Annotated in this window: 28 protein-coding genes; 16 read left to right on the plus strand and 12 right to left on the minus strand. The window is 67.0% G+C overall.

All coding sequences use genetic code 11. The features are described 5' to 3' along the window. Positions 1-222 precede the first annotated feature (222 nt). From modC to glmU, 6 genes are all read right to left on the minus strand, one after another. Complete coding sequence (modC, locus tag EV216_RS15870) at positions 223-1347, minus strand: molybdenum ABC transporter ATP-binding protein (protein ID WP_132696513.1); 1125 nt, start codon at positions 1345-1347, stop codon at positions 223-225. After that, positions 1347-2015, minus strand: coding sequence for a molybdate ABC transporter permease subunit (gene modB / locus EV216_RS15875; protein WP_132696514.1), 669 nt, complete (start codon positions 2013-2015; stop codon positions 1347-1349). Before modB ends, modC begins: the two co-directional genes overlap by 1 nt. A 4-nt stretch (positions 2016-2019) precedes the next feature. Continuing rightward, the gene (modA, locus tag EV216_RS15880) at positions 2020-2811 is read right to left on the minus strand and encodes a molybdate ABC transporter substrate-binding protein (protein WP_132696515.1); all 792 of its coding nucleotides are present in this window, start codon (positions 2809-2811) and stop codon (positions 2020-2022) included. A gap of 63 nt (positions 2812-2874) precedes the next feature. Continuing rightward, positions 2875-3270, minus strand: a complete 396-nt coding sequence (locus tag EV216_RS15885; protein ID WP_243642102.1) for a winged helix-turn-helix domain-containing protein — start codon at positions 3268-3270, stop codon at positions 2875-2877. A 177-nt stretch (positions 3271-3447) separates the two neighbouring features. Beyond that, a complete protein-coding gene (glmS, locus tag EV216_RS15890; RefSeq protein ID WP_132696517.1) occupies positions 3448-5268 on the minus strand; it encodes a glutamine--fructose-6-phosphate transaminase (isomerizing) in 1821 nt (606 codons plus the stop codon). Positions 5269-5272: 4 nt separating this feature from the next. Continuing rightward, positions 5273-6622, minus strand: a complete 1350-nt coding sequence (gene glmU / locus EV216_RS15895; RefSeq protein ID WP_132696518.1) for a bifunctional UDP-N-acetylglucosamine diphosphorylase/glucosamine-1-phosphate N-acetyltransferase GlmU — start codon at positions 6620-6622, stop codon at positions 5273-5275. 124 nt (positions 6623-6746) lie between these two features. Here glmU and EV216_RS15900 point away from each other — a divergent pair, with 124 nt between their 5' ends. The 5 genes from EV216_RS15900 (at position 6747) to EV216_RS18705 (ending at position 10086) form a co-directional block, all read left to right on the plus strand. Then, positions 6747-7424, plus strand: a complete 678-nt coding sequence (locus tag EV216_RS15900; protein ID WP_132696519.1) for an HAD-IA family hydrolase — start codon at positions 6747-6749, stop codon at positions 7422-7424. After that, positions 7421-8608, plus strand: coding sequence for a DegT/DnrJ/EryC1/StrS family aminotransferase (locus EV216_RS15905; protein WP_132696520.1), 1188 nt, complete (start codon positions 7421-7423; stop codon positions 8606-8608). The genes EV216_RS15900 and EV216_RS15905 overlap by 4 nt, the downstream gene beginning before the upstream one ends. Before the next feature lie 83 nt (positions 8609-8691). Then, complete coding sequence (locus EV216_RS15910; RefSeq protein WP_132696521.1) at positions 8692-9075, plus strand: NADH:ubiquinone oxidoreductase subunit NDUFA12; 384 nt, start codon at positions 8692-8694, stop codon at positions 9073-9075. 4 nt (positions 9076-9079) lie between these two features. Further along, on the plus strand, positions 9080-9541 hold the full coding sequence (mlaD, locus tag EV216_RS15915) for an outer membrane lipid asymmetry maintenance protein MlaD (RefSeq protein WP_132696522.1): 462 nt from the start codon (positions 9080-9082) through the stop codon (positions 9539-9541). Next, positions 9538-10086, plus strand: coding sequence for a DUF2155 domain-containing protein (locus EV216_RS18705; RefSeq protein WP_243642103.1), 549 nt, complete (start codon positions 9538-9540; stop codon positions 10084-10086). The genes mlaD and EV216_RS18705 overlap by 4 nt, the downstream gene beginning before the upstream one ends. Here the strand turns inward: EV216_RS18705 and aat are convergent. From aat to accB, 3 genes are read right to left on the minus strand one after another with little or no spacing between them, the layout of a single operon-like run. Continuing rightward, positions 10050-10694, minus strand: coding sequence for a leucyl/phenylalanyl-tRNA--protein transferase (gene aat / locus EV216_RS15925; protein WP_132696523.1), 645 nt, complete (start codon positions 10692-10694; stop codon positions 10050-10052). The genes EV216_RS18705 and aat overlap by 37 nt on opposite strands. A gap of 34 nt (positions 10695-10728) precedes the next feature. Continuing rightward, positions 10729-12078 (minus strand): acetyl-CoA carboxylase biotin carboxylase subunit, encoded by a 1350-nt coding sequence (gene accC, locus EV216_RS15930; protein WP_132696524.1) that lies wholly within the window; start codon positions 12076-12078, stop codon positions 10729-10731. Positions 12079-12090: 12 nt separating this feature from the next. Next, positions 12091-12576: an acetyl-CoA carboxylase biotin carboxyl carrier protein gene (gene accB, locus EV216_RS15935; RefSeq protein WP_132696525.1), complete on the minus strand. Its 486-nt coding sequence runs from the start codon at positions 12574-12576 to the stop codon at positions 12091-12093. A gap of 272 nt (positions 12577-12848) precedes the next feature. Here accB and EV216_RS15940 point away from each other — a divergent pair, with 272 nt between their 5' ends. Next, entirely contained in the window at positions 12849-14189 is a 1341-nt protein-coding gene (locus EV216_RS15940; protein WP_132696526.1) for an NAD(P)-dependent oxidoreductase, read from the plus strand. Positions 14190-14192: 3 nt separating this feature from the next. After that, positions 14193-15497, plus strand: coding sequence for an NAD-dependent dihydropyrimidine dehydrogenase subunit PreA (preA, locus tag EV216_RS15945; protein WP_132696527.1), 1305 nt, complete (start codon positions 14193-14195; stop codon positions 15495-15497). Between the two features lie 28 nt (positions 15498-15525). On the opposite strand, the gene EV216_RS15950 is transcribed toward preA, so the two are convergent. Together EV216_RS15950 and EV216_RS15955 are read right to left on the minus strand one after the other, a co-directional pair. Then, positions 15526-15858, minus strand: a complete 333-nt coding sequence (locus EV216_RS15950) for a hypothetical protein (RefSeq protein WP_132696528.1) — start codon at positions 15856-15858, stop codon at positions 15526-15528. Between the two features lie 116 nt (positions 15859-15974). Then, on the minus strand, positions 15975-16589 hold the full coding sequence (locus tag EV216_RS15955) for a TetR family transcriptional regulator C-terminal domain-containing protein (protein WP_132696529.1): 615 nt from the start codon (positions 16587-16589) through the stop codon (positions 15975-15977). Between the two features lie 185 nt (positions 16590-16774). On the opposite strand from EV216_RS15955, the gene aptA reads away from it, so the two are divergent. Next, complete coding sequence (gene aptA, locus EV216_RS15960) at positions 16775-18103, plus strand: omega-aminotransferase AptA (RefSeq protein ID WP_132696547.1); 1329 nt, start codon at positions 16775-16777, stop codon at positions 18101-18103. A 47-nt stretch (positions 18104-18150) separates the two neighbouring features. Here aptA and EV216_RS15965 read toward each other — a convergent pair whose 3' ends face one another. Then, positions 18151-18711, minus strand: coding sequence for a hypothetical protein (locus EV216_RS15965; RefSeq protein ID WP_132696530.1), 561 nt, complete (start codon positions 18709-18711; stop codon positions 18151-18153). A 238-nt stretch (positions 18712-18949) separates the two neighbouring features. Here EV216_RS15965 and EV216_RS15970 point away from each other — a divergent pair, with 238 nt between their 5' ends. The 8 genes from EV216_RS15970 (at position 18950) to EV216_RS16005 (ending at position 26057) form a co-directional block, all read left to right on the plus strand. Then, complete coding sequence (locus EV216_RS15970; RefSeq protein WP_132696531.1) at positions 18950-20200, plus strand: Zn-dependent hydrolase; 1251 nt, start codon at positions 18950-18952, stop codon at positions 20198-20200. Positions 20201-20332: 132 nt separating this feature from the next. Beyond that, complete coding sequence (locus tag EV216_RS15975; protein ID WP_132696532.1) at positions 20333-20614, plus strand: GIY-YIG nuclease family protein; 282 nt, start codon at positions 20333-20335, stop codon at positions 20612-20614. Positions 20615-20672: 58 nt separating this feature from the next. Beyond that, entirely contained in the window at positions 20673-22127 is a 1455-nt protein-coding gene (gene hydA / locus EV216_RS15980) for a dihydropyrimidinase (RefSeq protein WP_132696533.1), read from the plus strand. A gap of 51 nt (positions 22128-22178) precedes the next feature. Further along, positions 22179-22961 carry an ABC transporter ATP-binding protein gene (locus EV216_RS15985; protein WP_243642104.1) on the plus strand — a complete coding sequence of 261 codons (783 nt, stop codon included), beginning with the start codon at positions 22179-22181 and terminating at the stop codon, positions 22959-22961. A gap of 164 nt (positions 22962-23125) precedes the next feature. Further along, the gene (locus EV216_RS15990) at positions 23126-23335 is read left to right on the plus strand and encodes a hypothetical protein (RefSeq protein ID WP_132696534.1); all 210 of its coding nucleotides are present in this window, start codon (positions 23126-23128) and stop codon (positions 23333-23335) included. Further along, positions 23328-24203 (plus strand): ABC transporter permease, encoded by an 876-nt coding sequence (locus tag EV216_RS15995; protein ID WP_132696535.1) that lies wholly within the window; start codon positions 23328-23330, stop codon positions 24201-24203. Before EV216_RS15990 ends, EV216_RS15995 begins: the two co-directional genes overlap by 8 nt. Then, complete coding sequence (locus tag EV216_RS16000) at positions 24200-25048, plus strand: ABC transporter permease (protein ID WP_132696536.1); 849 nt, start codon at positions 24200-24202, stop codon at positions 25046-25048. The genes EV216_RS15995 and EV216_RS16000 overlap by 4 nt, the downstream gene beginning before the upstream one ends. 22 nt (positions 25049-25070) lie before the next feature. Continuing rightward, a complete protein-coding gene (locus EV216_RS16005) occupies positions 25071-26057 on the plus strand; it encodes an ABC transporter substrate-binding protein (RefSeq protein WP_132696537.1) in 987 nt (328 codons plus the stop codon). Positions 26058-26079 lie beyond the last annotated feature (22 nt).

Below are 26079 nucleotides of genomic sequence, written 5' to 3' on the forward strand. Positions count from 1 at the left end.
GCCGAACTGCGCCACCTTGAACCACCCGAGACCATCGGTATGGTCGCCTGACCCGTTGAACAAAACGCCCTCCGGCAAACCCGGGGAGATTCAGGGCGTTCCGAATTGCAGCACTCTTGCCAGCGTCGGCAACCGGAACGCCTGGCCGCCCGCGCCGATCAGCTCGCCCGCCGAGCCGACCTCGGCGCCGATTCTGGAGGTAATGTGGGGCGGATGGGGCAGTCATTGCGCGGGCTTTGCCGTGCCGGGCGCCCCGTCTTGTATCCCATCGCGTGCACGGGTGACGTGGTCGCGGGCCACTGACATGGATTTGAGGATCGCATGAACGGTGTCGCCCGGGTGCAGCGACAGCTGATCGGCGGCGCGGCGGGTGATGCGGGCAAGGATTTCGTTCTGGCCCACAGCGACATGAACCACCACCCCCGGTCCGGTTCCCGCCACGATCCGCGCGACCGTCCCTGCCAGGATGTTCTGCGCTGACAGGCCTTCTGGCCGGGCGCGCGACAGGATCACCTCATGCGCCATGATCCGCACCCGCACCCGCGTTCCCGGCTCCGCCTCGACGGTGGGCAGGAACAAGGGTCCGGTCGCGGCGTCGAGACGGCTCAGCCCGTCGGCCAGATGCTCGGCCACCGTCGCGGGCAGCATCGCCGCCACTTCGCGCAGCCCCATGGCGCGCAACGCGTCCGGATCGGCCATCACCTCGGCGGTGGTGCCGACCCGGATGACCTGCCCCTTCTCGATCACCAGCATGCGGTCGGCCAGCAATTGCGCCTCGTTCACGTCATGCGTGACCAGCACCACCGGCATGGCGAGATGCGCCCTGAGCGCGATGATCTCGCCATAAAGCTTTTCGCGCGTGGCGCGGTCCACCGCCGAGAACGGCTCGTCGAGGAGCAGGGCCTGCGGGCGCCGGGCCAGCGCGCGGGCGACGGCGACACGCTGCTGCTGTCCGCCCGAAAGCTGCGCAGGCTTGCGGTCGCCCAGGCCGTGCAGGTTCACCAGGTCGAGCATCTGCGCGGCCTCGGTCGGGTCGGGCGCGGCCATTGCCGCCATCACGTTCTGCGCCGCCGTCATATGCGGGAAAAGCGCGTAGTTCTGGAACACGACGCCGACGCGCCGACGGTGGCCGGGCAGGTTCACACCCGCCGCCGTGTCGAGCCAGACCCGCCCGTTCACCGTCACCCGTGCCGTTTCGGGTCGCCACAGCCCGGCAATTGTGCGCAGAAGCGTCGTCTTGCCCGAGCCGGAATGGCCGACCAGCGCCAATAGCTCGCCCGACTCCACCCGAAACGCCGCGTCCAGCGGGATTGGCGCTGCCGCTTGCGCCACGACCTTCAGCGCCATCAGGACAACCTCCGCCCGACGCGGGCCGACAACCAGAATGTCAGTGCGATGGTGAAGAGCGAGATCGCCACCAGCACCGCCGACATGATCGCGGCCCCCCGGTCATCGAAGCTCTGGACCCGGTCATAGATGGATATGGCGATGGTCTTGGTCTCGCCGGGGATCGAGCCGCCGACCATCAGCACGATGCCGAATTCGCCCAGCGTATGGGCGAAGGTCAGCACCATGGCTGTCATCAACCCCGGCCAGGCCAGTGGCAGTTCCACCTTCCACAGGGACCGCAAGGGCGACATGCCGCAACAGGCCGCTGCCTCGCGCACCTCCACGGGTATCGCCTCGAACCCGCGCTGTGTGGGCTGGATCGCGAAGGGCAGGTTGAAGATGATCGAGGCGACCACCAGCCCCTCGAAACTGAATACGAGCTGGTTGCCGAAAAGGCTCTGCCACAGCTCGCCCACAGGCGAATTGCGGCCGAAGGCCACCAGCAGGTAGAACCCGAATACCGTGGGGGGCAGCACCAGAGGCAGCATCACGAGGGCCTCGATCAGGCCCTTGGCGCGGAACTGGCGATAAGCCAGAAACCGCCCCATGATCACCGCGACCGGCAAGAGGAAGATCACCGTCCATCCGGCCAGCCGTAGAGACAGCCAGAGCGCCTCCCAGTCCATGCGCTTACCCGCCCGGCGGCAGGACGAAGCCGTAACGCGCCATGATCTCGCGCGCCGCCGGTTGCTTCATGTAGGCATAGAAGGCCCGCGCCACCTCGTCGGCATGATTGAGCAGCGCCATGCGCTGGCGAAGCGGCTCGTGCCAATCCTCGGGGATCAGTGCATAGGTGCCGCGCGGCGCGACCTCGGGGGCAAGGGCCAGGGAATAGGCGATGATACCGCCCTCGGCATTTCCCGACAGCGCGAACTGCGCGGCTTGACTGACGTTTTCGCCCAGCACCAGAACGGATTGCAGATCATCCCAGATCCCTTTGGTGATCAGCGCCTCGCGCGCGCGCATCCCATAGGGCGCGTGATCGGGATTGGCGATTGCAAAGCGCGTGATCCGGCCCGCCGCCAGCATTTCGGCAAGGGAGTTCAACTCCGGGTCCGGCGTCAGTGCGGCGCCGTTCGGCGCCACGATGACCACCCGCCCGACGGCATAAAGATCGCCCTCGTCTGGTGTAAACCCGTCGGCGTGAAGTTCCGAAATGAACTTCTCATCGGCGGCCATGAAGATCTGAAACGGCGCGCCCTCGCGGATCTGGCGCGCGAAGTTGCCGGTGGACCCGAAGGACAGCCGCACCGCCATGCCTGTGTCCTCCCGGAACGCCTCGGCAATCTCGGCCAAGGCGAATTGCAGGTCGGAGGCCGCAGCGACGACCGGCGCGTCGTCCTGCGCGGAAACCGATCCGGCAGCAAATCCGAACGCTGCGGCCGCCGCAAGCAGCGTTCGGCGAACGATGGAAACAGGCATGGTGCATCTCGTTTGATATGGTTCAAGAAACATGTCGCAGAGCGGCTGCCCGACAGGCAAGCGTTATTTTTCTTCGGGAACATCCCGAAGCATGGCCTGGAGCGTATCGAGACGCGCGGCCCCCGCCTCGGCCGCATCACACTCGAAGCCCCGATAGAGGTCGAGCACCTTCCGGCCTGCCTCGGTCAGCACGGCCCCGCCTCCACCCGGTCCGCCACGGGTGCTGTCGACGAGCGGCTCGCGGAACATGGCGTTCAAGATTCCAATCAACTGCCAGGCGCGCTTGTAACTCATGCCCATTTCGCGCCCGGCAGCGGCGAGGGAACCGCAGCGGTCGACCCGTTCCAGCAATTCGGCCTTGCCGGGTCCGATCATTTCCCCGTCGTCGAATACAATGCGGATGCGCAGGCGCGGGCGTTTTGTATTCTCATCCATATCCGCACTATCGTGGACCGCCATGGCGGGATGCAAGGGCAATCCTCCCGAGTATCCTGATGTGGTACGAGGTCTTTCGCGGGTGAATCGCTCTCCATCCTCCAGACAGGTAACCGAAATGACTTGTGCTGGTCTCAAACTCAACTCGCGTGTCCAAACCCTGTTTTGCGCGGCCAGCACAGGGCGGTGAAGAGTGGAGTTCTATTCCACTGTCACCGATTTCGCGAGGTTTCGGGGTTGGTCGACATCGGTCCCCTTGGCGACGGCGGTGTGGTAAGCCAGCATCTGGGCGGGCAGGGCATAGAGGATTGGCGCGAACAGTTCGGGCACTTCGGGCATCGCGAGGCATTGCCAGACCCCTTCGCCTGCTTCGGCCGCGCCGCGCGCGTCGGTCACCAGCAGCACCTTGCCGCCACGGGCCATCACCTCCTGCATGTTCGACACGGTTTTGTCGAACAGCCGGTCATGGGGGGCCAGCACGATCACCGGAACGGTGTTGTCCACCAGAGCGATAGGGCCGTGTTTCAGTTCGCCTGACGCGTAACCTTCGGCGTGTATATAGCTGATTTCCTTTAGTTTCAGCGCGCCCTCAAGGGCCAGGGGATACATCGCGCCGCGACCCAGAAACAGCACGTCGGTCGCCTCGGAAAGCAGCCGGGCAATCGCCTCGGTGCGGGGTTCGGTGGCCAGGGCGGCGTTCAGCCGACCGGGCATCGAGCGCAGATCCTCGATATGGCGGGCAAGGGTCGGCGCATCCAGCGTGCCGCGCTGGCGCGCCGCCTCGAGCGCAACCAGCGCCAGCACGGCCAACTGGCAGGTGAAGCCCTTGGTCGAAGCCACCGAGATCTCGGCGCCTGCAAGGATCGGCAGCGCCAGATCGCTTTCCCGCGCGATCGAGCTTTCGGGGACGTTGACCACCGACACGATCCGCTGCGCCTTGTCCGCGCAATAGCGCAGCGCGGCCAGCGTGTCGGCGGTTTCGCCTGACTGGCTGACGAAGACGGCCAGCGTGCCCTCGGGGATCGGCGGTTCGCGATAGCGGAATTCCGACGCGATATCGACATCGACGGGCAGCCCCGCCAGTTGTTCGATCCAGTATTTCGCCGTCATGCAGGCCAGATAGGCGGTGCCGCAGGCGACCATGGTCAGGCGGCTGACGCGGGTGAAGTCGATGCCGCCGCCGGGCAGGACGATCTCGCCGCTTTCGCTGATGTAATGGCGCAGCGCGTCGCCCATCACGCTGGGCTGTTCGGCGATTTCCTTGGCCATGAAATGCTTGTAGCCGCCCTTTTCCACGCGGGTCGCGTCGATCTCTATGGTGCGGATCTCGCGGTTCACGGGGCGGCCCTGATCGTCGAAGAACTGGGCGCCCGCGCGGGTGACGATGGCGCGGTCGCCTTCCTCCAGGTAGGTGATCCGGTGCGTCAGGGGGGCCAGCGCGATCGCGTCCGAGCCCACGAACATCTCGCCCTCGCCATGGCCCACGGCCAGCGGGCTGCCCTTGCGGGCGGCGATCATCAGATCGTCCTCGCCCTCGAACAGGAACAAGAGCGCGAACGCGCCTTCCAGCCGTTCAAGCGTGCGTTCGGCCGCCTCGCGCGGGGCAAGCCCCTGATCGAGGAAGACCTGCGCCAGATGCGCGACCGTCTCGGTGTCGGTATCGCTTTCGAAGCCCGCGCCCTGCGCCACCAGTTCATCGCGCAGCGCACGGAAATTCTCGATGATGCCGTTATGGACAACCGCGACCCTGCGCGCGCGGTGGGGATGGGCGTTGGCGATGCTGGGCGCGCCATGGGTGGCCCAGCGGGTGTGCCCGATGCCGGACTTGCCCGCCAGCGGATCATGCACCAGCAGGTCCGACAGGTTGACAAGCTTGCCCACTGCGCGGCGGCGGTCCAGCCTGCCTGCATTGACCGTGGCAATGCCCGCGCTGTCATAGCCGCGATATTCCAGACGCTTCAGCGCCTCGACCAGAATGGGGGCGACTTCGTGATCGCCCAGAACGCCGACAATTCCGCACATGAGTTCAATTCCCTTTGCGTCGTGCCTTTTCGGCCCGCAATCTGTCGAGCAGTTTCGCCGCCAGTCCCGGCTTGTTGTCCTGCCGCGCGCGGCCCAGCGCCAATGCCCCATCCGGCACGTTCGAGGTGATGACCGATCCGCTGGCGGTCATCGCGCCTTCGCCGATGCGGACCGGGGCCACCAGCATCGTGTCCGAGCCGATGAAGGCGCGCGCGCCGATCTCGGTATGGTGCTTGAAGACGCCATCGTAATTGCAGGTGACGGTGCCCGCGCCGATATTGGCCTCTGCGCCGACGGTTGCATCGCCGATATAGCTGAGGTGGTTGATCTTGGCGCCCTCGGCCACCAGCGCGTTCTTGACCTCGACGAAATTGCCCACACGCACGTCTTCGGACAGTTCCGCGCCCGGGCGCAGGCGGGCAAAGGGGCCGACGACCGCGCCGCGGCTGACATGGGCGCCTTCGAGATGGCTGAACGCGCGGATATGGGCGCCGGATTCGACGGTGACGCCGGGGCCGAAGATCACGTTGGGCTCGATCAGGGCATCGCGGCCGATCACGGTGTCATGGGCGAAGAACACGGTTTCCGGCGCGATCAGCGTGACGCCGTTTTCCAGCGCCTCGGCGCGGGCGCGGGACTGGAACGCCGCCTCGGCGCGGGCCAGATCGGCGCGGGAATTGACGCCCAGCGTCTCGGCCTCGTCACAGACCACGACGCCCGCCGAAAGGCCCCGCGCGCGCGCCAGTCCGACGATATCGGTCAGGTAGTATTCGCCCGCGGCATTGTCGTTGCCGACCGCGTCGATCAACTGGAACAACAGCGCGCAATTGGCTGCAATTACACCGGAATTGCACAGCCCTATGGCCTGTTCCTCCGGGGTTGCGTCCTTGAATTCCACGATCCGGTCCAGCGCGCCGCCCGCCATCACCAGCCGGCCGTAACCGCCCGGATCGGCCGGTTCGAAGCCCAGCACGACCACCGCATGGCGCGCGCGCGCCTCGGCCATCGCCGCAAGCGTTTCGGGCCGGATGAAGGGGGTGTCGCCGTAAAGCACGATGGCATCGCCCGTGAACCCGTCCAGCGCCGCCCGCGCCTGCGCCACCGCATGCGCGGTGCCCAGTTGTTCCTGCTGCACGACGACCGTCACATCGGGGTCGATCTCGTGCACCGCTTCCCGCACCGCGTCGGCGCCATGGCCCGCGACGATCACCGTGTGGTCGGGGGCAAGCGCGGCACCGGCGGCCATGGCATGCGTGATCAGCGGCGCGCCCGCCACCTCGTGCAGCACCTTGGGGCGGTCGGACTGCATCCGCGTGCCCTGGCCCGCGGCCAGGATGATCAGGGCTGTCGGCATGGGGCCTGTGCTCTTTCCTTTTGGTTGCATCCCTTTTATCGCGGATGCGTGGGCGCGCAACCGTCGCCCGGATCACTTGGCGTTTCGCTCTGTTTCAGGGCGCGCAACAGGCAGTGGGGGGCATATGCGCACGGTCATCTTCGATCTCGACGGAACGCTGGCCGATACCAGCCGCGACCTGATCGACGCGGCGAATGCCTGTTTCGAGGATGTGGGGCTTGGCCTGCCGCTTGACCCCGTGCAGGACGCCACGACCGCCTTTCTGGGCGGGCGGGCGATGCTGCGGCTGGCGTTCCAGCGGCTGGGCGTGGCCGCGCCCGAGGCAGAGGTCGAGGCGCAGTTTCCCGTCTTCCTGGCCCATTACGCGCAGAACCTGGACCGGCATACCCGGATCTATCCCGGCGCGGTCGAGGCGGTCGAGCGGCTGCGCAGCGCGGGCTACCGCGTGGGCATCTGCACCAACAAGCCCGAGGCGCTGGCCGAGGATTTGCTGGCGCGGCTGGGGGTGCGGGGCCTGTTCGGCTCGCTGGTGGGCGCCGACACGCTGCCCGTGCGCAAGCCCGATCCCGCGCCCTATCGCGCCGCGGTCGAGCGGGCGGGCGGCGCGGTGCCGCGCTCGATCCTGATCGGCGACAGCGCGACCGACCGCAACACCGCGCGCGCGGCCGGCGTGCCCTGCGTGCTGGTCACCTTCGGCCCGGCCGCGGCCGAGATGCCCGCGCTGGAGCCCGAGGCGTTGATGGCCGATTACGCCGAACTGTTCGACCTGGCCGGGCGGCTGATCCCGCAGGCGGTGCCATGACCGACCGGTTCACAGGCAGCTTCACCCAGCAGGAGCCGATCCCCGACGAGGCGATCGCGGCGGCCGTTGCGGTGATGCGGCATGGGCGGCTGCACCGCTACAACCTTGCCCCCGGCGAGGCGGGCGAGGTGACGGCGCTGGAACGGGACTTCGCGGCCTTTACCGGGGTGCGCTATTGCCTTGCGGTCGCCTCGGGCGGCTATGCGCTGGCCTGCGCGCTCCGGGCGTTGCAGGTCGAACCGGGCGAGGCGGTGCTGACCAATGCCTTCACGCTGGCCCCGGTGCCGGGCGCGATTGCCAGCCTTGGCGCAAGGCCGGTCTTCGTCGAGACGACCGAGGCGCTGACCATCGACCTTGCCCATCTGGAACGGCGGATCGAGGAAACCGACGCGCGGGTGCTGATGCTGTCCCACATGCGCGGCCATCTCTGCGACATGCCCGCGCTGATGGCGCTGTGTGACGGGGCAGGTGTCGCGGTGATCGAGGATTGCGCGCATACGATGGGGGCCGACTGGGCGGGCCTGCCATCCGGGCGGCATGGGGTTATCGGCTGCTATTCGACCCAGACCTACAAGCACATCAATTCGGGCGAGGGCGGGCTGATCGTCACCGACGATGCGGAACTTGCCGCCCGCGCGGTGCTGTTGTCGGGCAGCTACATGCATTTCGACCGCCACGGCGCCGCGCCCCCCGCCGAGGCGTTCGCGCGGCTTCTGGGCGAGGTGCCGAATGTCTCGGGCCGGATGGACAACCTGCGCGCCGCGATCCTGCGCCCGCAACTGGCCCGCCTGCCCGAACAGGTGGCGCGCTGGAACGGGCTTTACCGGGTGATCGAGGCGGGGCTGGCGGGCGTGCCGGGGCTTGCGCTGATCGCGCGGCCGCCAGAGGAGGGGTTCGTCGGCTCGTCCTTCCAGTTCCGCCTGCCGGACTGGCCTGCGCCCCGGATCGAGGCGTTCCTGGCCCGCTGTGCCGCCCGGGGGGTCGAGCTGAAATGGTTCGGGGCCGCGCGCCCGCAGGGCTTCACCTCGCGCTATGCCCATTGGACCTGGGCCGACCCGGACCCGCTGCCGAGGACCGACCGGGTGCTGGCGGGGCTGATCGACATGCGCCTGCCGCTGACCTTTTCGGAAGAAGACTGCGCCCTGATCGCCCGCATCATCCGCGCCGAGGCAGGTGCAATCTGAACAGACCGCGAGGCCGGGGGCAGGGCACTGGACCTTGTGGCCCGCATGCGGCATATGTCGCATAGCACCACGCGGAGGATCCCATGGGCGTGATCGACGACCTTCTGAAATACGTTACCTGGTGGAACGCCGAAACGCTCGGCACGCGCCTGTTCACTGCCCGCCACGGCCAGAAGGTCGGCGAGGACGCACAGGGCAATGTCTTCTACCAGTCGAAGGACGGCACGCGGCGCTGGGTGATCTACAATGGCGAGGTCGAGGCCAGCCGCATTGCGCCGGACTGGCATGGCTGGCTGCACCACACCTATGCCGAGCCCCCGACCGAGAAGCCGCTGCCGCGCAAGAGCTGGGAAAAGCCCCATCAGGAAAACCTGACCGGCACGCCGCTGGCCTATGCCCCGCCGGGGTCGATCCGCAGGCCCGAGCCCGCCCCGCGGCGGGATTACGAGGCGTGGCAACCCGAATAGCACCATGGCCGAGAATACCACGACAGAGGTGATCACGGGCGGCGCAGTTCTGGCGCTGGCAGTGGGGTTCTTCCTGTACGCCAGCCAATCCACCGGCATCGGCGGCGCCGCGGGCAGCTATGAGCTGACGGCAAGCTTCCGTTCGGTCGAGGGGGTCAATGTCGGCACCGATGTCCGGCTGGCCGGCGTCAAGGTGGGCACGGTCACCGCGCTTGAGTTGAACCCCCAGACCTTTCGCGCCGATGCCCGCTTCACCATGAAGAAGGGGATCGAACTGCCCGATGACAGCGCGGTTCTGGTTTCGACCGAGGGGCTTCTGGGCGGCACCTTTGTCGAGATCATCCCCGGCGGCTCGCCCTTCAACCTGTCGCCAGGCGACGAGATGCTGGACACCCAGGGCGCGGTCAGCCTGATCTCTCTGCTGATGAAGGTCTTTACCGCAACCGCCGACGAGGCGGGCCGATGACTGGCCGACTGGCTCTTGTCTTCGTGCTGCTTGCCACGCCTCTGGCGGCGCAGCAGGAACCCGTCTGGGATCCAGACAGTTGGACGACCGAGGGCTGGTCGGTCGGTCCCCTCGACGATCTGCCGCCGGGCGAGACGATGCTGAACGAGCAGTTGCAGGGCGAACCGCTGCCGACGATCGAGCAGGAAGACCCGCTTGTGATGCTGCCGGTCGCGCCGGACCCGCAGGCCGATCCGGCGATCCGGACCGAAACCGCACAGGCGGGCGCGGTTCTGCGCGGGCTTGACCGGGTGTCGGGCGAGGTGGTCGATCTGGAGCTTGCGCCGGGGCAGGGCGCGCGGGTGGGGCGGTTGCAGGTGATGCTGCGCGAATGCCGCTATCCGGCGGACAACCCGGCCTCGGATGCCTTCGCGCTGATCGAGATTGCCGACGAGACGGGGGTTTCGCGGCTGTTCTCGGGCTGGATGCTGGCGTCAAGCCCGGCGCTGAACCCGCTGGACCATGCCCGCTACGATGTCTGGGTCCTGCGCTGCAAGAGCGCCTGACCCGAGGCGGGCGTCCGGGGGGCGGTGAAATCCGCCTGCCGGGCCAGTGCCGCCCCAAGCTGCCACATATAGGCGTCGCGGCCGATCTCGATGGCGCCGAGGCTTTGCAGATGCGGCGTCAGGAACTGCGCGTCGAACAGCTGGAAGCCGCCCGCGCGCAGCCGGTCCACCAGATAGGCCAGCGCGATCTTTGACGCATCCGTGCGGCGCGAGAACATGCTTTCGCCGAAGAAGGCCGCGCCCAGCGTCACGCCATAGACCCCGCCGACCAGCGTGTCGCCCTCCCAGACTTCCAGCGAATGGGCGTGCCCCATCGCGTGCAGCTCGCGGTACAGCGCAAAGATCGTGCCGTTGATCCAGGTCTCGTCCCGCGCCGCGCAGCCCGCGACGACGCCTGCGAAATCGGTGTCGATGCGGATCGTGAAGGGATCGCGGCGGATATGCCGGGCGAGGCTCTTCGAGATGTGAAAGCCGTCGAGCGGAAAGATCCCGCGCCGCCGCGGCCGGACCCAGAAGACCTCTGGATCCTCGCGCGACTCCGCCATGGGAAAGATGCCCGCAGCATAGGCGTTCAGCAGAACCCGGGGCGTCAGTCTGTCGGCCGTCATTCCCTCGATCCCGGCGGGCCGGAGCGCGGGTCCGTCAGAGATCCGGCCCGGCCTCCAGCCAGCGTTCCAGCCAGTGGATGTTGTAGTTGCCCTTCTGGATGTCAGGCTCCAGCAAAAGCGCGCGGAACAGCGGTGCCGTGGTGTCGATGCCATCCACGATCAACTCGCCCAACGCGCGGTCAAGCCGGGCCAGTGCCTCGCCCCGGTCCCGGCCATGCACGATCAGCTTGCCGATCAGGCTGTCGTAATAGGGCGGGATCGAATATCCGTCATAGAGCGCGGAATCCATCCTGACGCCCAGACCGCCGGGCGCGTGATAGGCGGTGATCCGGCCCGGGCAGGGGGCAAAGTTCGGCAACCGCTCGGCATTGATCCGCACCTCGACGGCGTGCCCGTTCAGAACCAGATCGTCCTGGTCGAAGGACAGCGGCCGCCCCTCGGCCACGCGGATCTGCTCGCGCACGAGATCCACGCCAAAGATCGCCTCGGTCACGGGATGTTCCACCTGAAGGCGGGTGTTCATCTCGATGAAATAGAATTCGCCGTCTTCGTACAGGAACTCGATCGTGCCCGCGCCGCGATAGTTGATGCGCGCCACCGCGTCGGCACAGATCTTGCCGATCCGCGCCCGCGTCTCGGCGTCGATCGCGGGGCCGGGTGCCTCCTCCAGAACCTTCTGGTGGCGGCGCTGCAGCGAACAGTCACGTTCGCCCAGATGCACCGCGCGGCCCTGGCCGTCGCCGAAGACCTGGATCTCGATATGGCGCGGCTTTTGCAGGTATTTCTCGATATAGACCTCGTCATTGCCGAAGGCGGCCTTGGCCTCGGCCCGCGCGGTCTGGAAGGCGCGTTCCAGATCGTCGGCGGTCTTGGCCAGCTTCATGCCGCGCCCGCCACCGCCCGCGGTCGCCTTGACGATGACCGGATAGCCCATATCGCCCGCGAGTTTCCGGGCGGTCTCGACATCCGGCACCCCGCCTTCGGAACCGGGCACGCAGGGAACCCCCAGCGCCTTCATCGTTTCCTTGGCGGTGATCTTGTCGCCCATCATGCGGATATGTTCCGCCGAGGGGCCGATGAAGGTCAGGCCGTGATCCTCGACGATCTGCACGAAGCGGGCGTTTTCCGACAGGAAGCCGTAGCCGGGGTGGATCGCCTGTGCGCCGGTGATCTCGCAGGCCGAGATGATGGACGGGATCGACAGATAGCTGTCGGGGCTGGGCGGCGGGCCGATGCAGACGCTTTCATCGGCCATGCGCACATGCATCGCGTCGGCATCGGCGGTCGAATGCACCGCGACCGAGCGGATGCCCATCTCGCGGCAGGCGCGGATCACGCGGAGCGCGATCTCGCCGCGGTTCGCGATCAGGATCTTGTCGAACATGCGCCGCCCGCCCTATTCGAGGATCATCAGCGGTGCGCCATATTCCACCGGGGCACCATCCTCGATCAGGATGCGCTTGACGGTGCCCGAGCGTGGCGCCGGGATGTGGTTCATCGTCTTCATGGCCTCGATGATCAGAAGCGTCTGGCCCTCGGTCACCGTGTCGCCCACCTTGACGAACGAGTCAGACCCGGGCTCGGGTTGCAGATAGGCGGTGCCCACCATCGGCGAGGTCACGGCGCCGGGATGCTGGGCGGGATCCTCGGCCGGTGCCGCGGCCGGCGCGGCGGCTTGCATCGCGGGCATGGCAAGGGGCGCGGGCGAGTGCATTACGGGGGCGGCCATCGGCGCGGGCAAGGACCGCGATACCCGCACGTCCAGCGAGTCGTCCTCGCCATATTCGCGCTTTACCTGAAGCTCGGTCAGGTCGTGTTCGCGCAGAAGTTCCGCCAGCGCCTGGATGAAGGCGACGTCCGCCTCGTGGGAAGTCTTGGTCATGCCTGTCCTCGATCGGTCGCGATCCGGTCCGCCGCGGGGCCGCCCGCTTCGTGAATTGGGCCGCTTATACGCGAGGGTCACCCCCATGGAAAGCGGGTGCGGCGGTTTTTGCCGATGGGGGCCTGCCGCCGACTCTGCTTATTCCTTGGGCAGCATCTTCGGCCGCTCCGGCAAACCCGCCGTCTCTGCCGCGCCCTCGGAATTTACCGTTTGATAAAATCCGTTGCTGTGGCAGGCTGCTCCGAAAAGGGAAGGCAGCAGGGAGGGCCGGAATGGCCAATACGCCACTTACCCCCGGGGTCGTTTCCGGGCGCCTCGCGCCCGAAACCTACCGCGACAATTTCGCCGACAAGGCGCCGCCTTTGACGGCGCACGAGGCGCGGGTTGCCGCTGACCGCTGTTATTTCTGCCATGACGCGCCCTGTGTGACGGCCTGTCCCACCGCCATCGACATCCCGCTCTTCATTCGAGAGATCGCGACCGGGGCGCCCCGGGCGTCCGCGCGGACCATCTTCGAGCAGAACATCCTGGGCGGTATGTGCGCTCGCGTCTGCCCGACCGAGCAGCTTTGCGAAGAGGTCTGCGTGCGTGAGGTGGCAGAGGGCAAGCCGGTCGAGATCGGTCGGCTGCAGCGATTTGCCACGGATATTCTGATGGCCGAGGGCGCCCATCCCTTCACACGCGCCGAACCGACCGGCAAGCGGGTCGCGGTGGTGGGAGCGGGACCCGCGGGGCTGGCCTGTGCGCATCGTCTGGCGATGAAGGGGCACGCGGTCGACCTGTTCGATGCGAAACCCAAGGCAGGCGGACTGAACGAATACGGCATTGCCGCCTACAAGACGGTGAACGATTTCGCCCAGGCCGAGGTCGAATGGCTGCTGGGCATCGGCGGCATCGCGGTCCACAACGGCAAGGCGCTGGGGCGTGACCTGTCGCTGGACGGGCTGCGGTCGGAATACGATGCGATATTCCTGGCGATCGGGCTGGGCGGCGTGAACGCATTGCGCGCCGAGGGCGAGGAAAGATCCCATGTCCGCGACGCGGTCGATTTCATAGCCGAACTGCGGCAGACCAAGGATCTGTCGGCTCTGCCCGTCGGGCGTCATGTGGTGGTCATCGGCGGCGGCATGACGGCGGTGGATGCGGCGGTGCAGTCGAAACTGCTGGGAGCAGAGAACGTCACCATGGTCTATCGCCGCGGTCGCGAGGCGATGAGCGCGTCCGAGGCCGAGCAGAACCTGGCCGCGTCCAAGGGTGTGCGCATCGTCACCGGCGCCGCTCCCCTGCGCCTTCTGGGCGAGGGGGCGGTCGAGGCGGTGGAATTCGCCTATACGAAGGAGACCGACGCCGGTCTGGAGCTGACCGGCGAGACCTTCCGACTGAAGGCCGACCAGGTGCTCAAGGCCATCGGCCAAAGCCTTGAAGGCGCGCCCGAGGGGCTGGCGCTGTCGGGCCGCAAGATCGCCGTGACGGGGCCGGGGCGCACCAGCCTGCCGGGCGTCTGGGTCGGCGGCGATTGTGCGGCGGGCGGCGACGACCTGACCGTGACGGCGGTGGCCGAGGGCCGCGACGCCGCCAAGGACATTCATGCGACCCTGATGGGGGAGGGCTGAGCCATGGCCGATCTGAGAAACGATTTCGTGGGGATCAAGTCCCCGAACCCGTTCTGGCTGGCCTCGGCGCCGCCGACCGACAAGGAATACAACGTCGTGCGCGCGTTCGAGGCGGGCTGGGGCGGCGTTGTGTGGAAGACGCTGGGCGAGGACGGCCCGCCCGTGGTCAATGTCAACGGCCCCCGCTATGGCGCGATCTACGGGGCCGACCGGCGGCTTCTGGGGCTCAACAATATCGAACTGATCACCGACCGCCCGCTGGAGGTGAACCTGCGCGAGATCAAGACGGTCAAGCGCGACTGGCCCGACCGGGCGATGGTCGTCAGCCTGATGGTGCCCTGCGAGGAGGAGGCGTGGAAGCGCATCCTCGCGCGGGTCGAGGAGACGGGCGCGGACGGGGTGGAACTCAATTTCGGTTGCCCCCACGGGATGAGCGAGCGCGGCATGGGCTCGGCCGTCGGGCAGGTGCCCGAATATGTCGAGATGGTCACCCGCTGGTGCAAGGCGAATACGCGCATGCCGGTGATCGTGAAACTGACGCCCAACATCACCGATATCCGGCTGGCCTCCCGCGCGGCGCACAAGGGCGGCGCGGATGCGGTGTCGCTCATCAACACGATCAACTCGATCACTTCGGTTGACCTCGACCTGATGTGTCCGGAACCCACCATCGACGGCAAGGGCACCCATGGCGGCTATTGCGGCCCGGCGGTGAAGCCCATCGCGCTGAACATGGTGGCCGAGATCGCCCGAGATCCGCAGACGCGGGGTCTGCCGATTTCCGGCATCGGCGGCGTGACGACATGGAAGGATGCGGCCGAGTTCATGGCGCTGGGCGCGGGCAATGTGCAGGTCTGTACGGCGGTCATGACCTACGGCTTCCGCATCGTGCAGGAAATGATCGCGGGCATGTCGGACTGGATGGACCGCAAGGGGTTCTCAACCCTGTCGGACTTTACCGGGATGGCCGTGCCGAACGTAACGGATTGGCAATATCTGAACCTTAACTACATCACCAAGGCGGTGATCGACCAGGAGGCCTGCATCAAGTGCGGACGGTGCTATGCGGCCTGCGAGGATACCAGCCATCAGGCGATCGGGATGACGCCCGAGAGGCGATTCGTGGTGAAGGACGAGGAATGCGTTGCCTGCAATCTGTGCGTCGATGTTTGTCCGGTCGAGGGCTGCATCACCATGCGCCGCCTGGCGCCGGGCGAGGTCGATCCGCGCACGGGAAAGACTGTTCCCGCGGACTACGGGAACTGGACGGCGCATCCCAACAATCCGGCTGTGCGCGCCGCAGAATAGGCGCGCGCGCCTGCATTGGCCGTCCGGCTCAGAGCTCGATGTCGAGCTGGCGTTGCGCCGTCTCGGGCATCGGGGCGCCGCTGCGCCAGAAGGCCGATGCCTCGCTGAGGCGCCGCTCCGCCTCCAACTGGAGGGGCGTGGTGTCAAAGCTCGGCGGCGGACCGGCCGGCCGATCCGGATCGGGTGCGGGGAAGATGGCGCGGGGCGGCTGCTGGCCGCGCTCGCCGGTTTCGCTGCGGGTCTGCCCGGACGAGTTTCCGCCTCCCGCTGGCGCGACAGTGGTTGTCGCCGCAACGGCACTGACGGCGGTAACACCGCTGTCCTGAAGGCCGACCGCCGGGATAGGGCCGATGATCTGCATTGGTCCCAAGCTCCTGCTCAGACCCCCACCACCTGAAACTATGGGCAGAAATGTGCGCGCGCGAAAAGGGTTTGGCGAGGAAATTCGTATCCCATGGTTAACGGGCGCGGGTCTGTTCATGGGGTCAGCAGCCGGGTGAAGAGCGTGACCAGATGGCGTTCGGCCCCGTCGAACGGATCGCCGCGATCCGGTCCCAGCACGGCGCGGACCTGCACGTCGAAATCGGCATAATGCTGGGTCAGCGCCCAGATCGAGAAGATCAGGTGCCAGGGATCGACATCTGCAATTCGCCCTGCGGCGGACCAGCCCGCGATCACCGCCGCCTTTTCGTCCACCAGCGATTTCAACTCGCCGTCCAGCGTCGGCCCGATCCGCGGCGCGCCTTGCAGGATCTCGTTGGCAAAGAGCCTGCTCTCGCGGGGAAAATCCCGGCTCATTGCCAGTTTGCGGCGGACATAGCCGAGGATCTCCTCGATGGGGTCGCCCGCGGGGTCGAGCGCGCGCAACGGGTCGAGCCAGGTTTCCAGAAGCCCGGCAAGAAGCGTCTCGTGGATCGCCTCCTTGGAAGGGAAATAATAGAGCAGGTTGGGTTTCGACAGCCCCGCCTCGGCCGCGATCTGGTCGAGTGTGGCGCCACGAAAGCCGTGCTGCGAGAACACCGCAAGGGCGGCCTCCAGGATTGCGCGGCGGTTGCGGCGCTGGATACGGGTGCGGGGGGGATCGGATGACATTGCGAAATGGATCGGTGGAAATCTATTGGGTTTCATTTATCATGTCACCCGCCGGACCGATGGCGTACCCCGACGGACGCGGGCCGTTCGCTTGACTGCCCCGCGCCCTCTGCTAGCCTGATCCTGACCGTCCGGTCAAACGTTTTGCCCGCCCGATCCGGGTGGCCCGCCTCTTGGAGATCGTCATGGCGCTCGACCGCAATCCCGGACCCAATGACCTGTCCGCCTTCTGGATGCCGTTCACCGCGAACCGTCAGTTCAAGAAGGCGCCGCGGATGTTCGTGGGCGCCGAGGGGATGTATTACAAGACTTCCGATGGGCGCGAGGTGCTGGACGGCACCGCCGGGCTGTGGTGCTGCAATGCGGGCCATTGTCGGCCGAAGATCACCGAGGCGATCCAGAAACAGGCCGCCGAACTGGATTATGCGCCCGCCTTCCAGATGGGGCACCCCAAGGCGTTCGAACTGGCCTCGGCGCTGCGCGACATGGCGCCCGAGGGGATGGAGCACGTCTTTTTCACTAACTCGGGCTCCGAGTCGGTCGAGACCGCGCTGAAGATCGCCATCGCCTATCACCGCGCGCGGGGCGAGGGCGCGCGGACCCGCCTGATCGGGCGCGAGCGGGGTTATCACGGCGTCAATTTCGGCGGAATCTCGGTGGGCGGCATCGTCAACAACCGCAAGATGTTCGGCACGCTTCTGGCCGGCGTCGATCACCTGCCGCACACCCATCTGCCGGGACAGAATGCCTTTACCCGTGGCCAGCCCGAGCATGGCGCGTATCTCGCCGATGACCTCGAACGCATCGTTGCGCTGCACGGGGCAGAGACCATCGCCGCCGTGATCGTCGAGCCGATGGCGGGCTCGACCGGCGTGCTGATGCCGCCCAGGGGCTATCTGGAAAAGCTGCGCGAGATCTGCACGAAACACGGCATCCTGCTGATCTTCGACGAGGTCATCACCGGCTTCGGGCGGCTGGGCAGCGCCTTTGCCGCCGATCATTTCGGCGTGCAGCCCGACATGATGACCGTGGCCAAGGGCCTGACCAACGGGGTGATCCCGATGGGCGCGGTGCTGACGACCGGGGCGATCCACGACGCCTTCATGGCTGGCCCCGAGCATGTGATCGAACTGTTCCACGGCTATACCTATTCAGGCAACCCGATTGCCTCGGCCGCCGGGATCGCCACGCTTCAGACCTATCGCGAGGAGGGGCTGTTCGAGAATGCCGCTGCGCTGGCACCCTATTGGGAGGATGCGCTGCACAGCCTCAGGGGCCTGCCCCATGTGATCGACATCCGCAACATGGGCCTGATCGGCGCGGTCGAACTGGAACCCATCGCGGGCGAGCCGACAAAACGCGCCTTCACCGCTTTCCTGAACGCCTATGAGGCGGGGCTTCTGATCCGCACAACCGGCGACATCATCGCACTGAGTCCGCCGCTGATGATCGACCGCTCACAGATCGACGAACTGTTCGGCAAGCTGTCCGCCGTGCTGAAGGCGCTGGACTGATCCGGGCGCAAGCGCCCGCCCGGACTGGCCGGGCGGGCGGCTGACTGTCAGCTTCCGCAGGCGTAGCCGAGGCTTGCCCGGTTGCCCTCTACCCCGCCCAGCGTGACCGAGCAGGCCCCGTCGGCCTCGACGCTTTCGCCTACGGCCAGCGTGGTGGTGGCAAGCCCGTTGACCGCGATCCGCGCCGTGCCCGCCGCCGCGTCGACCCGCGACAGGAACACCCGCACCGCGCCATCGCCGAAGATTGCGGTCTCGCCCACACCGGCGTCCACCGCCGCCGCGGCCGTTACCGGGGCGGCTTCGGGTGCATCTGCGGGGGCAGGCGCCGCGGCGGTCTCGGCGACCGATCCCGAGACCTCTCCCAGCCCCTGAACGGTTTCGGCCAGTCGGCTGCCCAGCGTCGCGGTCTCGGCGATCACGGCGGCCTGGGCATCGGCGCGCTCGGTCACCTCGGCGAGCGAGCTTTCCAACTCGCCGATCCGGTCGTTCAGCGCCGCGACCCGGGACTCGATCTCGGCGTCCTCCGTGCCGGAGCGTTTCTGGGTCACCACGAAAGCAAAGGCCGCCGCGACAACCACCCCTCCGATCAGCAACGTGTTGTTGTTCATCTGCGTTTTCCTCCCTTATCCTTTTCCCAAGACTGCCCGCCCCGGTTGTCATTGGTCCCGTTTTTGCCCGGGACGACGGCACTTTAACCGCTCACGGTGCCGAATCGCGAAAATTTTTCGCCCGCCGCCCCGCGCCGCTTGAACTCGGATCGGGGGGAGGCAAGAGTGATTGGCGACAACGCCCCGCAGAGGGCGTGGGCGGCATGACCGCAGGCAAACAGGTGAGGACGACGTGACCATGACAGCCCCCGGAGAGAATCTGAAGATCAACGGCGAACGGCTGTGGGACAGCCTGATGGAGATGGCGCAGATCGGCCCCGGCATCGCGGGCGGCAACAACCGCCAGACCCTGACCGATGCCGATGCCGAGGGCCGCGCGCTGTTCCAGCGCTGGTGTCAGGAGGCGGGCTGCACCCTGGGCGTGGACGAGATGGGCACGATGTTCGCCACCCGGCCCGGTGAGGATCCGGATGCGCTGCCGGTCTATGTGGGCTCGCATCTCGACACCCAACCGACGGGCGGCAAGTATGACGGGGTGCTGGGGGTGCTGGGGGGCCTTGAGATCATCCGCACGCTGAACGATCTGGGCATCCGCACGAAGCACCCGATCGTCGTCACCAACTGGACCAACGAGGAGGGCACGCGCTTTGCCCCCGCCATGCTGGCCTCGGGCGTCTTCGCCGGCGTGCTCGAGCAGGACTGGGCCTATGACCGGCGCGATGCCAAGGGGCTGCGCTTCGGCGACGAGCTGGACCGGATCGGCTGGAAGGGCGACGAGCCCGTGGGTGCGCGCAAGATGCACGCCTTCTTCGAGTTGCACATCGAGCAGGGCCCGATCCTGGAGGCCGAGGGCAAGGAGATCGGCGTCGTCACCCACGGCCAGGGCCTGCGCTGGATCGAATGTACCGTGACCGGCAAGGGCCAGCACACCGGGTCCACGCCGATGTACCTGCGCCGGAACGCCGGCCGCGGCATGGCGCGGGTGATCGAGCTGGTCCACGAGATCGCCATCGCCCGCCAGCCGAACGCGGTGGGGGCGGTGGGGCATGTCGACGTCTACCCCAACAGCCGCAACATCATCCCCGAAAAGGTCGTCTTCACCGTCGATTTCCGCAGCCACATCCTGGACACGCTGGACGCGCTGGTGGCCGAGTTCCTCGCCCGCGCGCCGGGGGTCTGCGCCGATATCGGGGTCAAGTTCTCGTCCGAGCTTGTCGGCTTCTTCGACCCGCCCGCCTTCGACCCGGTGCTGGTGGGCCGCGTGCGCGACGCCGCCGAGCGGCTGGGCTATTCCCACATGGACATCGTCTCGGGCGCGGGCCACGACGCCTGCTGGATCAACCGTGTGGCGCCCACGACCATGGTGATGTGCCCCTGCGTGGACGGGCTCAGCCACAACGAGGCCGAGGAGATTTCCCCCGAATGGGCCGAGAAGGGCGCGAACGTGCTGTTCCACGCGGTGGTGGAGACGGCGGAGATCGTGGGGTGAGGCCGGTTCCCGAAGACCCCGTCCCGGGCTTGACCCGGGACCTCTGCCCGCCGGCCAGAAGCGGCGAGGCCCCGGCGCGGAGGCCGGGGCGGGGTTTACACTTGCTTAACCGGTTTTCGCGACCCTGCGCGAATGGTGCATTGGGTCTACATCATGGCATCGCGCCCGGGCGGGGCGATCTATATCGGGCGCACGCACGACTTGCGGCAGCGGGTCGAGGCGCATCGCGCCGGGCTCTCCGCGCATACGGCCAGATACAACATCCGAACCCTCGTCTGGTTCGAGGCCCATGCCGAGTTCGAACCCTCCTTGCGCCGGGAACGCCAACTGAAACGCTGGCGGCGCGCGTGGAAGGATCAGTTGATCACCGAGTCCAATCCGAACTGGAAGGATATGACCCACGCGATCCCCTGAGTGCCGGCGGCGAGGCCCCGGCGCAAGGCCGGGGCGGGTGGCAACAGGGAGAAAACGAATGACCACAATCATCAAGAACGGCACCATCGTTACCGCCGACCTGACCTACAAGGCCGATGTAGCCGTTGAGGGCGGCAGGATTCTCGAGATCGGGCCGGACCTGAAGGGCGATGAAACCCTCGACGCGACCGGCTGCTACGTCATGCCCGGCGGGATCGACCCGCATACGCATCTGGAGATGCCCTTCATGGGCACCTACTCGGCGGACGATTTCGAATCCGGCACCCGCGCGGCCCTTTCGGGCGGCACCACGATGGTGGTGGATTTCGCGCTGCCGAGCCCCGGGCAGGGGCTGCTCGACGCGCTTCAGATGTGGGACAACAAGTCGACGCGGGCGCATTGCGATTACTCGTTCCACATGGCGGTCACCTGGTGGTCGGAACAGGTCTTCAACGAGATGGAGGCCGTCGTCCGCCAGAAGGGCATCACCACCTTCAAGCATTTCATGGCCTACAAGGGCGCCTTGATGGTGAACGACGACGAGATGTATGCCTCGTTCCGCCGCTGCGCCGAACTGGGGGCGATCCCGCTGGTCCATGCCGAGAATGGCGACGTGGTGGCCGAATTGCAGCGCCGCCTGCTGGACGAGGGCAACAACGGCCCCGAGGCGCATGCCTATTCGCGCCCCCCCGAGGTCGAGGGCGAGGCCACCAACCGCGCGATCATGATCGCCGACATGGCGGGCGTGCCGCTTTATGTCGTCCACGTCTCCTGCGAGGAGGCGCATGAGGCGATAAGGCGCGCGCGGATGCTGGGCAAGCGGGTCTGGGGCGAACCCCTGATCCAGCACCTGACGCTGGACGACAGCGAATATGCCCATCCCGACTGGGACCATGCCGCGCGGCGCGTGATGTCGCCCCCCTTCCGCAACAAGCGCCATCAGGACAGCCTGTGGGCGGGGCTGGCCTCGGGCTCGCTGTCGGTCGTGGCGACCGATCATTGCGCCTTTACCACCGCGCAGAAACGCTTTGGCGTGGGGGATTTCACCAGGATCCCGAACGGGACCGGCGGACTTGAGGATCGGTTGCCGATGCTCTGGACCCACGGGGTGGGCACCGGCCGGCTGACGCCGAACGAGTTCGTGGCCGTGACCTCGACCAATATCGCCAAGATCCTGAACTGCTATCCGAAAAAGGGCGCGGTGCTGGTGGGGGCGGATGCCGATCTGGTGGTCTGGGATCCCGAGAAGGAAAAGACGATTTCTGCGGCGACCCAGCAATCTGCGATAGATTACAACGTGTTCGAGGGCCACAAGGTCAAGGGCCTGCCGCGTTTCACGCTGACGCGGGGGCGCGTTGCGGTCCATGACGGCGAGTTCCGGGGCGAGGAAGGGCATGGGCAATTCGTGCGGCGCGAGCCGAACGGGGCGGTGAACCGGGCGCTGTCGTCCTGGAAGGAACTGACCGCGCCGCGCAGGGTGGAACGGACGGGGATTCCGGCAAGCGGGGTCTGAGGCAGGGGCAGGGTGGCGGGGCCTGTGGCCCGCCCGGGCAAGGGAACGATTGTGAAGTCTGCGGTCATCAAGGCGGATCACCTCGATCTGGTGTTCCAGACGAATGACGGGCCTGTTCAGGCACTTAGCGATGTATCGCTGAGCATTGAAAAGGGCGAGTTCGTCAGTTTCATCGGGCCAAGCGGTTGTGGGAAAACGACTTTCCTGCGCTGTGTGGCGGCGTTGGAGCATCCGACGGGGGGCAGCCTGACGGTGAACGGGCTGACGCCGGATGCCGCGCGGCAGGCGCGCAGCTATGGCTATGTGTTCCAGGCGGCGGGGTTGTATCCGTGGCGGACGATTGCGAAGAACATCAAGCTGCCGCTGGAGATCATGGGGTTTCCCCGGGCCGAACAGGAGGAACGGGTCGCCCGCGTGCTGGAGCTGGTGGACCTGAAAGGGTTCGGCAACAAGTATCCCTGGCAGTTGTCGGGGGGGATGCAGCAGCGCGCCAGCATTGCCCGGGCGCTGGCGTTTGACGCCGATATTCTGCTTATGGATGAACCCTTTGGCGCGCTGGACGAGATCGTGCGCGACCACCTGAACGAGCAGCTTCTGGCGCTTTGGGCGCGGACGGGGAAGACCTGTCTGTTCGTGACGCACTCGATCCCCGAGGCGGTCTATCTGTCCACCAAGATCGTGGTGATGAGTCCCCGCCCGGGGCGGATCACGGATGTGATCGAGAGCCCGCTGCCGAAGGAACGGCCGCTGGATATCCGTGACACGGCCGCGTTTCTGGAAGTGGCGCACCGGGTCCGCGAAGGGTTGCGCGCAGGACATGCCTATGACGAGTGAGGCCGGAAAACGGAATATGATTTCCATATGAATTCCATCGGATTTCCATATGATTTCGGGCCATGCGCCCGGTGCATGGCGCGGGCGCCAGGGCGGCGTCGTCCCGCCGGGCAGGCCGGACATCGCCCGTCGCCTGCGCGCGGGCCAGGGGGCGGGGCATGATCATGACAACCAGACGCTGGATCATTCTGGGGCTGGGCGCGCTGTGGCTGGCGGTGGTGCTGGCCTGGGTCTTCGATCTGGGCGTCAGCACCTACCCGCTGCTGGGCTGGGTCGCCTTTCTGGTGACGGTGGCGCCGGCGGTTCTGGGGCTGCATCTGCTGGGCAAGCGGTTTGGCGCCACGCGCAGCCCGCGGAGGCCGCCGGATGCGTAGCGTCCTGCCGATCCTGACGGTGGTGATGGCGATCCTGGCGCTGTGGTATGGCGCGGCGGTGATGCTGAACCGGCAATGGACGCTGGATCAGGCGGCCCGCGCCGGGCAGGACCTGACAATTGCCCAGATCGTCGCCGACACGATGGCGCAGGAGCGCCCCAAGCTGCCCGCGCCGCATCAGGTCGGGGCGGAGTTGTGGAACACCACCGGCGCCATGGTGCTGGAGGGCCGGGCCTTCACGCGGCGCAGCCTGATCTGGCATGGCTGGGTCACGCTGTCGGCGACGCTGGTGGGTTTCGGCATCGGGACCGGGCTGGGCATCCTGCTGGCCGTGGGCATCGTGCATAACCGCGCGATGGACATGAGCGTGATGCCCTGGGCGATCGCGTCCCAGACCATCCCGATCCTGGCCATCGCGCCGATGATCATCGTGGTGCTGAACTCGGTCGGCATCAGCGGGCTGCTGCCCAAGGCGATCATCTCGGCCTATCTGTCCTTCTTCCCCGTGGTGGTCGGCATGGTGGCGGGGCTGCGCAGTCCCGACCGGATGCAGCTTGACCTGTTGCGGACCTATTCGGCCAGCCCGTCGCAGGCGTTCTGGAAACTGCGCTGGCCGTCCTCGATGCCCTATCTGTTCACCTCGCTGAAGGTCGGGATGGCGGCGAGCCTGGTGGGCGCCATCGTGGGCGAGTTGCCCACCGGCGCGGTGCGGGGGCTTGGCGCGCGGTTGCTGGCGGGCAGCTATTACGGGCAGACGGTGCAGATCTGGTCGGCGCTGTTTGCCGCCGCGATCCTGGCCGCGACGCTGGTGGGGATCATCGGGCTGATCCAGCGGATCACGCTGAAGCGGATGGGGATGGCGCGATGATCTGGCTGGGCGGGGTCGCGGCGTTCTGGGCGGCGGCGCTGGCGCTGAACGTGTGGCTGTCGAATTCGCCCTGGCGGCGGACATGGGCCGTGCGGCTGGCGGTGCCCGCGATCTTCGGCCTCACGATCCTTGTGGTGTGGGAGGGGCTGGTGCGCGGCCTCGGGGTGCCGAGCGTGATCCTGCCGCCGCCCACGGCCATTGGGGCGCGGATCGCGTCCAGCACGTCGATCCTGTGGGTCGATTTCGTGCAGACCTTCGTCAAGGGGGCGCTGTCGGGCTATGTGATGGGCTGTTCGGCGGCGGTGCTGACCGCGATCCTGATCGACCGCTCGCCCTTCCTGAAACGGGGCCTGTTGCCGGTCGGCAATTTCATCGCGGCGCTGCCGATCATCGGCACCGCGCCGATCCTGGTGATGTGGTTCGGCTTCGACTGGCAGTCCAAGGCGGCGGTGGTGGTCGCGATGGTGTTCTTTCCGGTGCTGGTGAACACCGTGCAGGGGCTGGCCGCCAGCGATCCGATGCAGCGCGACCTGATGCGGACCTGGTCGGCAAGCTATGGCCAGACGCTGCTGAAGCTGCGGCTTCCGGCGGCGATGCCGTTCATCTTCAACGGGCTGAAGATCGCGACCACGCTGGCGCTGATCGGGGCCATCGTGGCCGAGTTCTTCGGCAGCCCCATCAGGGGCATGGGATTTCGCATCTCGACCGAGGTGGGGCGGCTGGCGCTCGACATGGTCTGGGCGGAAATTGCCGTGGCGGCGCTGGCCGGTTCGGCATTCTACGGCCTCGTTGCACTGGCCGAACGGGCGGTGACCTTCTGGCACCCCTCGCAGCGGGGCGAATAACAAAGGCAACACGGAGGTAAATATGAAACTGAGAATGACGACGGCGGCGCTGGCGCTTGTGCTGGGCGCGGGGGCGGCGCAGGCGGCGGACAAGCTGAACCTGCAACTGAAATGGGTCACGCAGGCCCAGTTCGCGGGCTATTACGTCGCGCTGGACCAGGGCTTCTACGAGGAAGAGGGGCTGGATGTCACGATCAAGCCCGGCGGCCCCGACATCGCGCCGGTTCAGGTGCTGATGGGGGGCGGGGCCGATGTGATGGTGGACTGGATGCCCTCGGCACTGGCCGCGCGCGAGGCGGGGGCGCCCATCGTCAACATCGCCCAGCCGTTCAAGTCCTCGGGCATGATGCTGACCTGCCTGAAGGAGACCGGCGTCACCGGCCCCGAGGATTTCCCCGGCCGGACGCTGGGGGTGTGGTTCTTCGGCAATGAATATCCGTTCCTGAGCTGGATGAGCCAGCTTGGCATCCCGACCGACGGGTCGGCGGGGGGTGTGACGGTGCTGAAGCAGGGCTTCAACGTCGATCCGCTGTTGCAGAAGCAGGCCGATTGCATCTCGACCATGACCTATAACGAATACTGGCAGGTGATCGATGCCGGGATCTCGGCCGACGAGCTTGTGACCTTCAAGTATGAGGATCAGGGCGTCGCGACGCTGGAGGACGGGCTTTATGTCCTCGAGTCCAAGCTGGCCGACGAGGCCGAGGCGGACAAGCTGGTGCGGTTCGTGCGGGCCTCGATGAAGGGGTGGAAATGGGCCGAGGAAAACCCCGACGCGGCGGCTATGATCGTTCTGGACAATGACGAGACCGGCGCCCAGACCGAGACCCACCAGAAGCGGATGATGGGCGAGGTCGCCAAGCTGACCGCCGGATCGAACGGGGCGCTGGACCCCGAGGATTACGCGCGCACGGTGGCCTCGCTGATGTCGGGCGGCTCGGATCCGGTCATCACGAAGGAGCCCGAGGGCGCCTGGACCCACGCGATCACGGATGCGGCGCTGCAATGACGCGCCCCGGCCCGGTCCCCGC

The organism is Rhodovulum steppense (assembly GCF_004339675.1).
GTDB classification, from domain to species: domain Bacteria; phylum Pseudomonadota; class Alphaproteobacteria; order Rhodobacterales; family Rhodobacteraceae; genus Rhodovulum; species Rhodovulum steppense.

Excerpts from the sequence above, each read along its gene's own strand:
- mlaD (WP_132696522.1), top strand. The coding sequence starts at position 9,080 with ATGGCCGAGAATACCACGACAGAGGTGATCACGGGCGGCGCAGTTCTG.
- EV216_RS15905 (WP_132696520.1), top strand. The coding sequence starts at position 7,421 with ATGACCGACCGGTTCACAGGCAGCTTCACCCAGCAGGAGCCGATCCCC.
- aptA (WP_132696547.1), top strand. The coding sequence starts at position 16,775 with ATGGCGCTCGACCGCAATCCCGGACCCAATGACCTGTCCGCCTTCTGG.
- EV216_RS15990 (WP_132696534.1), top strand. The coding sequence starts at position 23,126 with ATGACAACCAGACGCTGGATCATTCTGGGGCTGGGCGCGCTGTGGCTG.
- EV216_RS15970 (WP_132696531.1), top strand. The coding sequence starts at position 18,950 with ATGACAGCCCCCGGAGAGAATCTGAAGATCAACGGCGAACGGCTGTGG.
- EV216_RS15950 (WP_132696528.1), bottom strand. The coding sequence starts at position 15,858 with ATGCAGATCATCGGCCCTATCCCGGCGGTCGGCCTTCAGGACAGCGGT.
- EV216_RS15910 (WP_132696521.1), top strand. The coding sequence starts at position 8,692 with ATGGGCGTGATCGACGACCTTCTGAAATACGTTACCTGGTGGAACGCC.
- modC (WP_132696513.1), bottom strand. The coding sequence starts at position 1,347 with ATGGCGCTGAAGGTCGTGGCGCAAGCGGCAGCGCCAATCCCGCTGGAC.
- glmU (WP_132696518.1), bottom strand. The coding sequence starts at position 6,622 with ATGCCGACAGCCCTGATCATCCTGGCCGCGGGCCAGGGCACGCGGATG.
- accB (WP_132696525.1), bottom strand. The coding sequence starts at position 12,576 with ATGACCAAGACTTCCCACGAGGCGGACGTCGCCTTCATCCAGGCGCTG.
- modA (WP_132696515.1), bottom strand. The coding sequence starts at position 2,811 with ATGCCTGTTTCCATCGTTCGCCGAACGCTGCTTGCGGCGGCCGCAGCG.
- EV216_RS15885 (WP_243642102.1), bottom strand. The coding sequence starts at position 3,270 with ATGGCGGTCCACGATAGTGCGGATATGGATGAGAATACAAAACGCCCG.
- aat (WP_132696523.1), bottom strand. The coding sequence starts at position 10,694 with ATGACGGCCGACAGACTGACGCCCCGGGTTCTGCTGAACGCCTATGCT.
- EV216_RS15900 (WP_132696519.1), top strand. The coding sequence starts at position 6,747 with ATGCGCACGGTCATCTTCGATCTCGACGGAACGCTGGCCGATACCAGC.
- glmS (WP_132696517.1), bottom strand. The coding sequence starts at position 5,268 with ATGTGCGGAATTGTCGGCGTTCTGGGCGATCACGAAGTCGCCCCCATT.
- EV216_RS15975 (WP_132696532.1), top strand. The coding sequence starts at position 20,333 with ATGGTGCATTGGGTCTACATCATGGCATCGCGCCCGGGCGGGGCGATC.
- EV216_RS15955 (WP_132696529.1), bottom strand. The coding sequence starts at position 16,589 with ATGTCATCCGATCCCCCCCGCACCCGTATCCAGCGCCGCAACCGCCGC.
- modB (WP_132696514.1), bottom strand. The coding sequence starts at position 2,015 with ATGGACTGGGAGGCGCTCTGGCTGTCTCTACGGCTGGCCGGATGGACG.
- EV216_RS18705 (WP_243642103.1), top strand. The coding sequence starts at position 9,538 with ATGACTGGCCGACTGGCTCTTGTCTTCGTGCTGCTTGCCACGCCTCTG.
- EV216_RS16005 (WP_132696537.1), top strand. The coding sequence starts at position 25,071 with ATGAAACTGAGAATGACGACGGCGGCGCTGGCGCTTGTGCTGGGCGCG.
- EV216_RS16000 (WP_132696536.1), top strand. The coding sequence starts at position 24,200 with ATGATCTGGCTGGGCGGGGTCGCGGCGTTCTGGGCGGCGGCGCTGGCG.
- EV216_RS15965 (WP_132696530.1), bottom strand. The coding sequence starts at position 18,711 with ATGAACAACAACACGTTGCTGATCGGAGGGGTGGTTGTCGCGGCGGCC.
- EV216_RS15995 (WP_132696535.1), top strand. The coding sequence starts at position 23,328 with ATGCGTAGCGTCCTGCCGATCCTGACGGTGGTGATGGCGATCCTGGCG.
- EV216_RS15940 (WP_132696526.1), top strand. The coding sequence starts at position 12,849 with ATGGCCAATACGCCACTTACCCCCGGGGTCGTTTCCGGGCGCCTCGCG.
- accC (WP_132696524.1), bottom strand. The coding sequence starts at position 12,078 with ATGTTCGACAAGATCCTGATCGCGAACCGCGGCGAGATCGCGCTCCGC.
- preA (WP_132696527.1), top strand. The coding sequence starts at position 14,193 with ATGGCCGATCTGAGAAACGATTTCGTGGGGATCAAGTCCCCGAACCCG.
- hydA (WP_132696533.1), top strand. The coding sequence starts at position 20,673 with ATGACCACAATCATCAAGAACGGCACCATCGTTACCGCCGACCTGACC.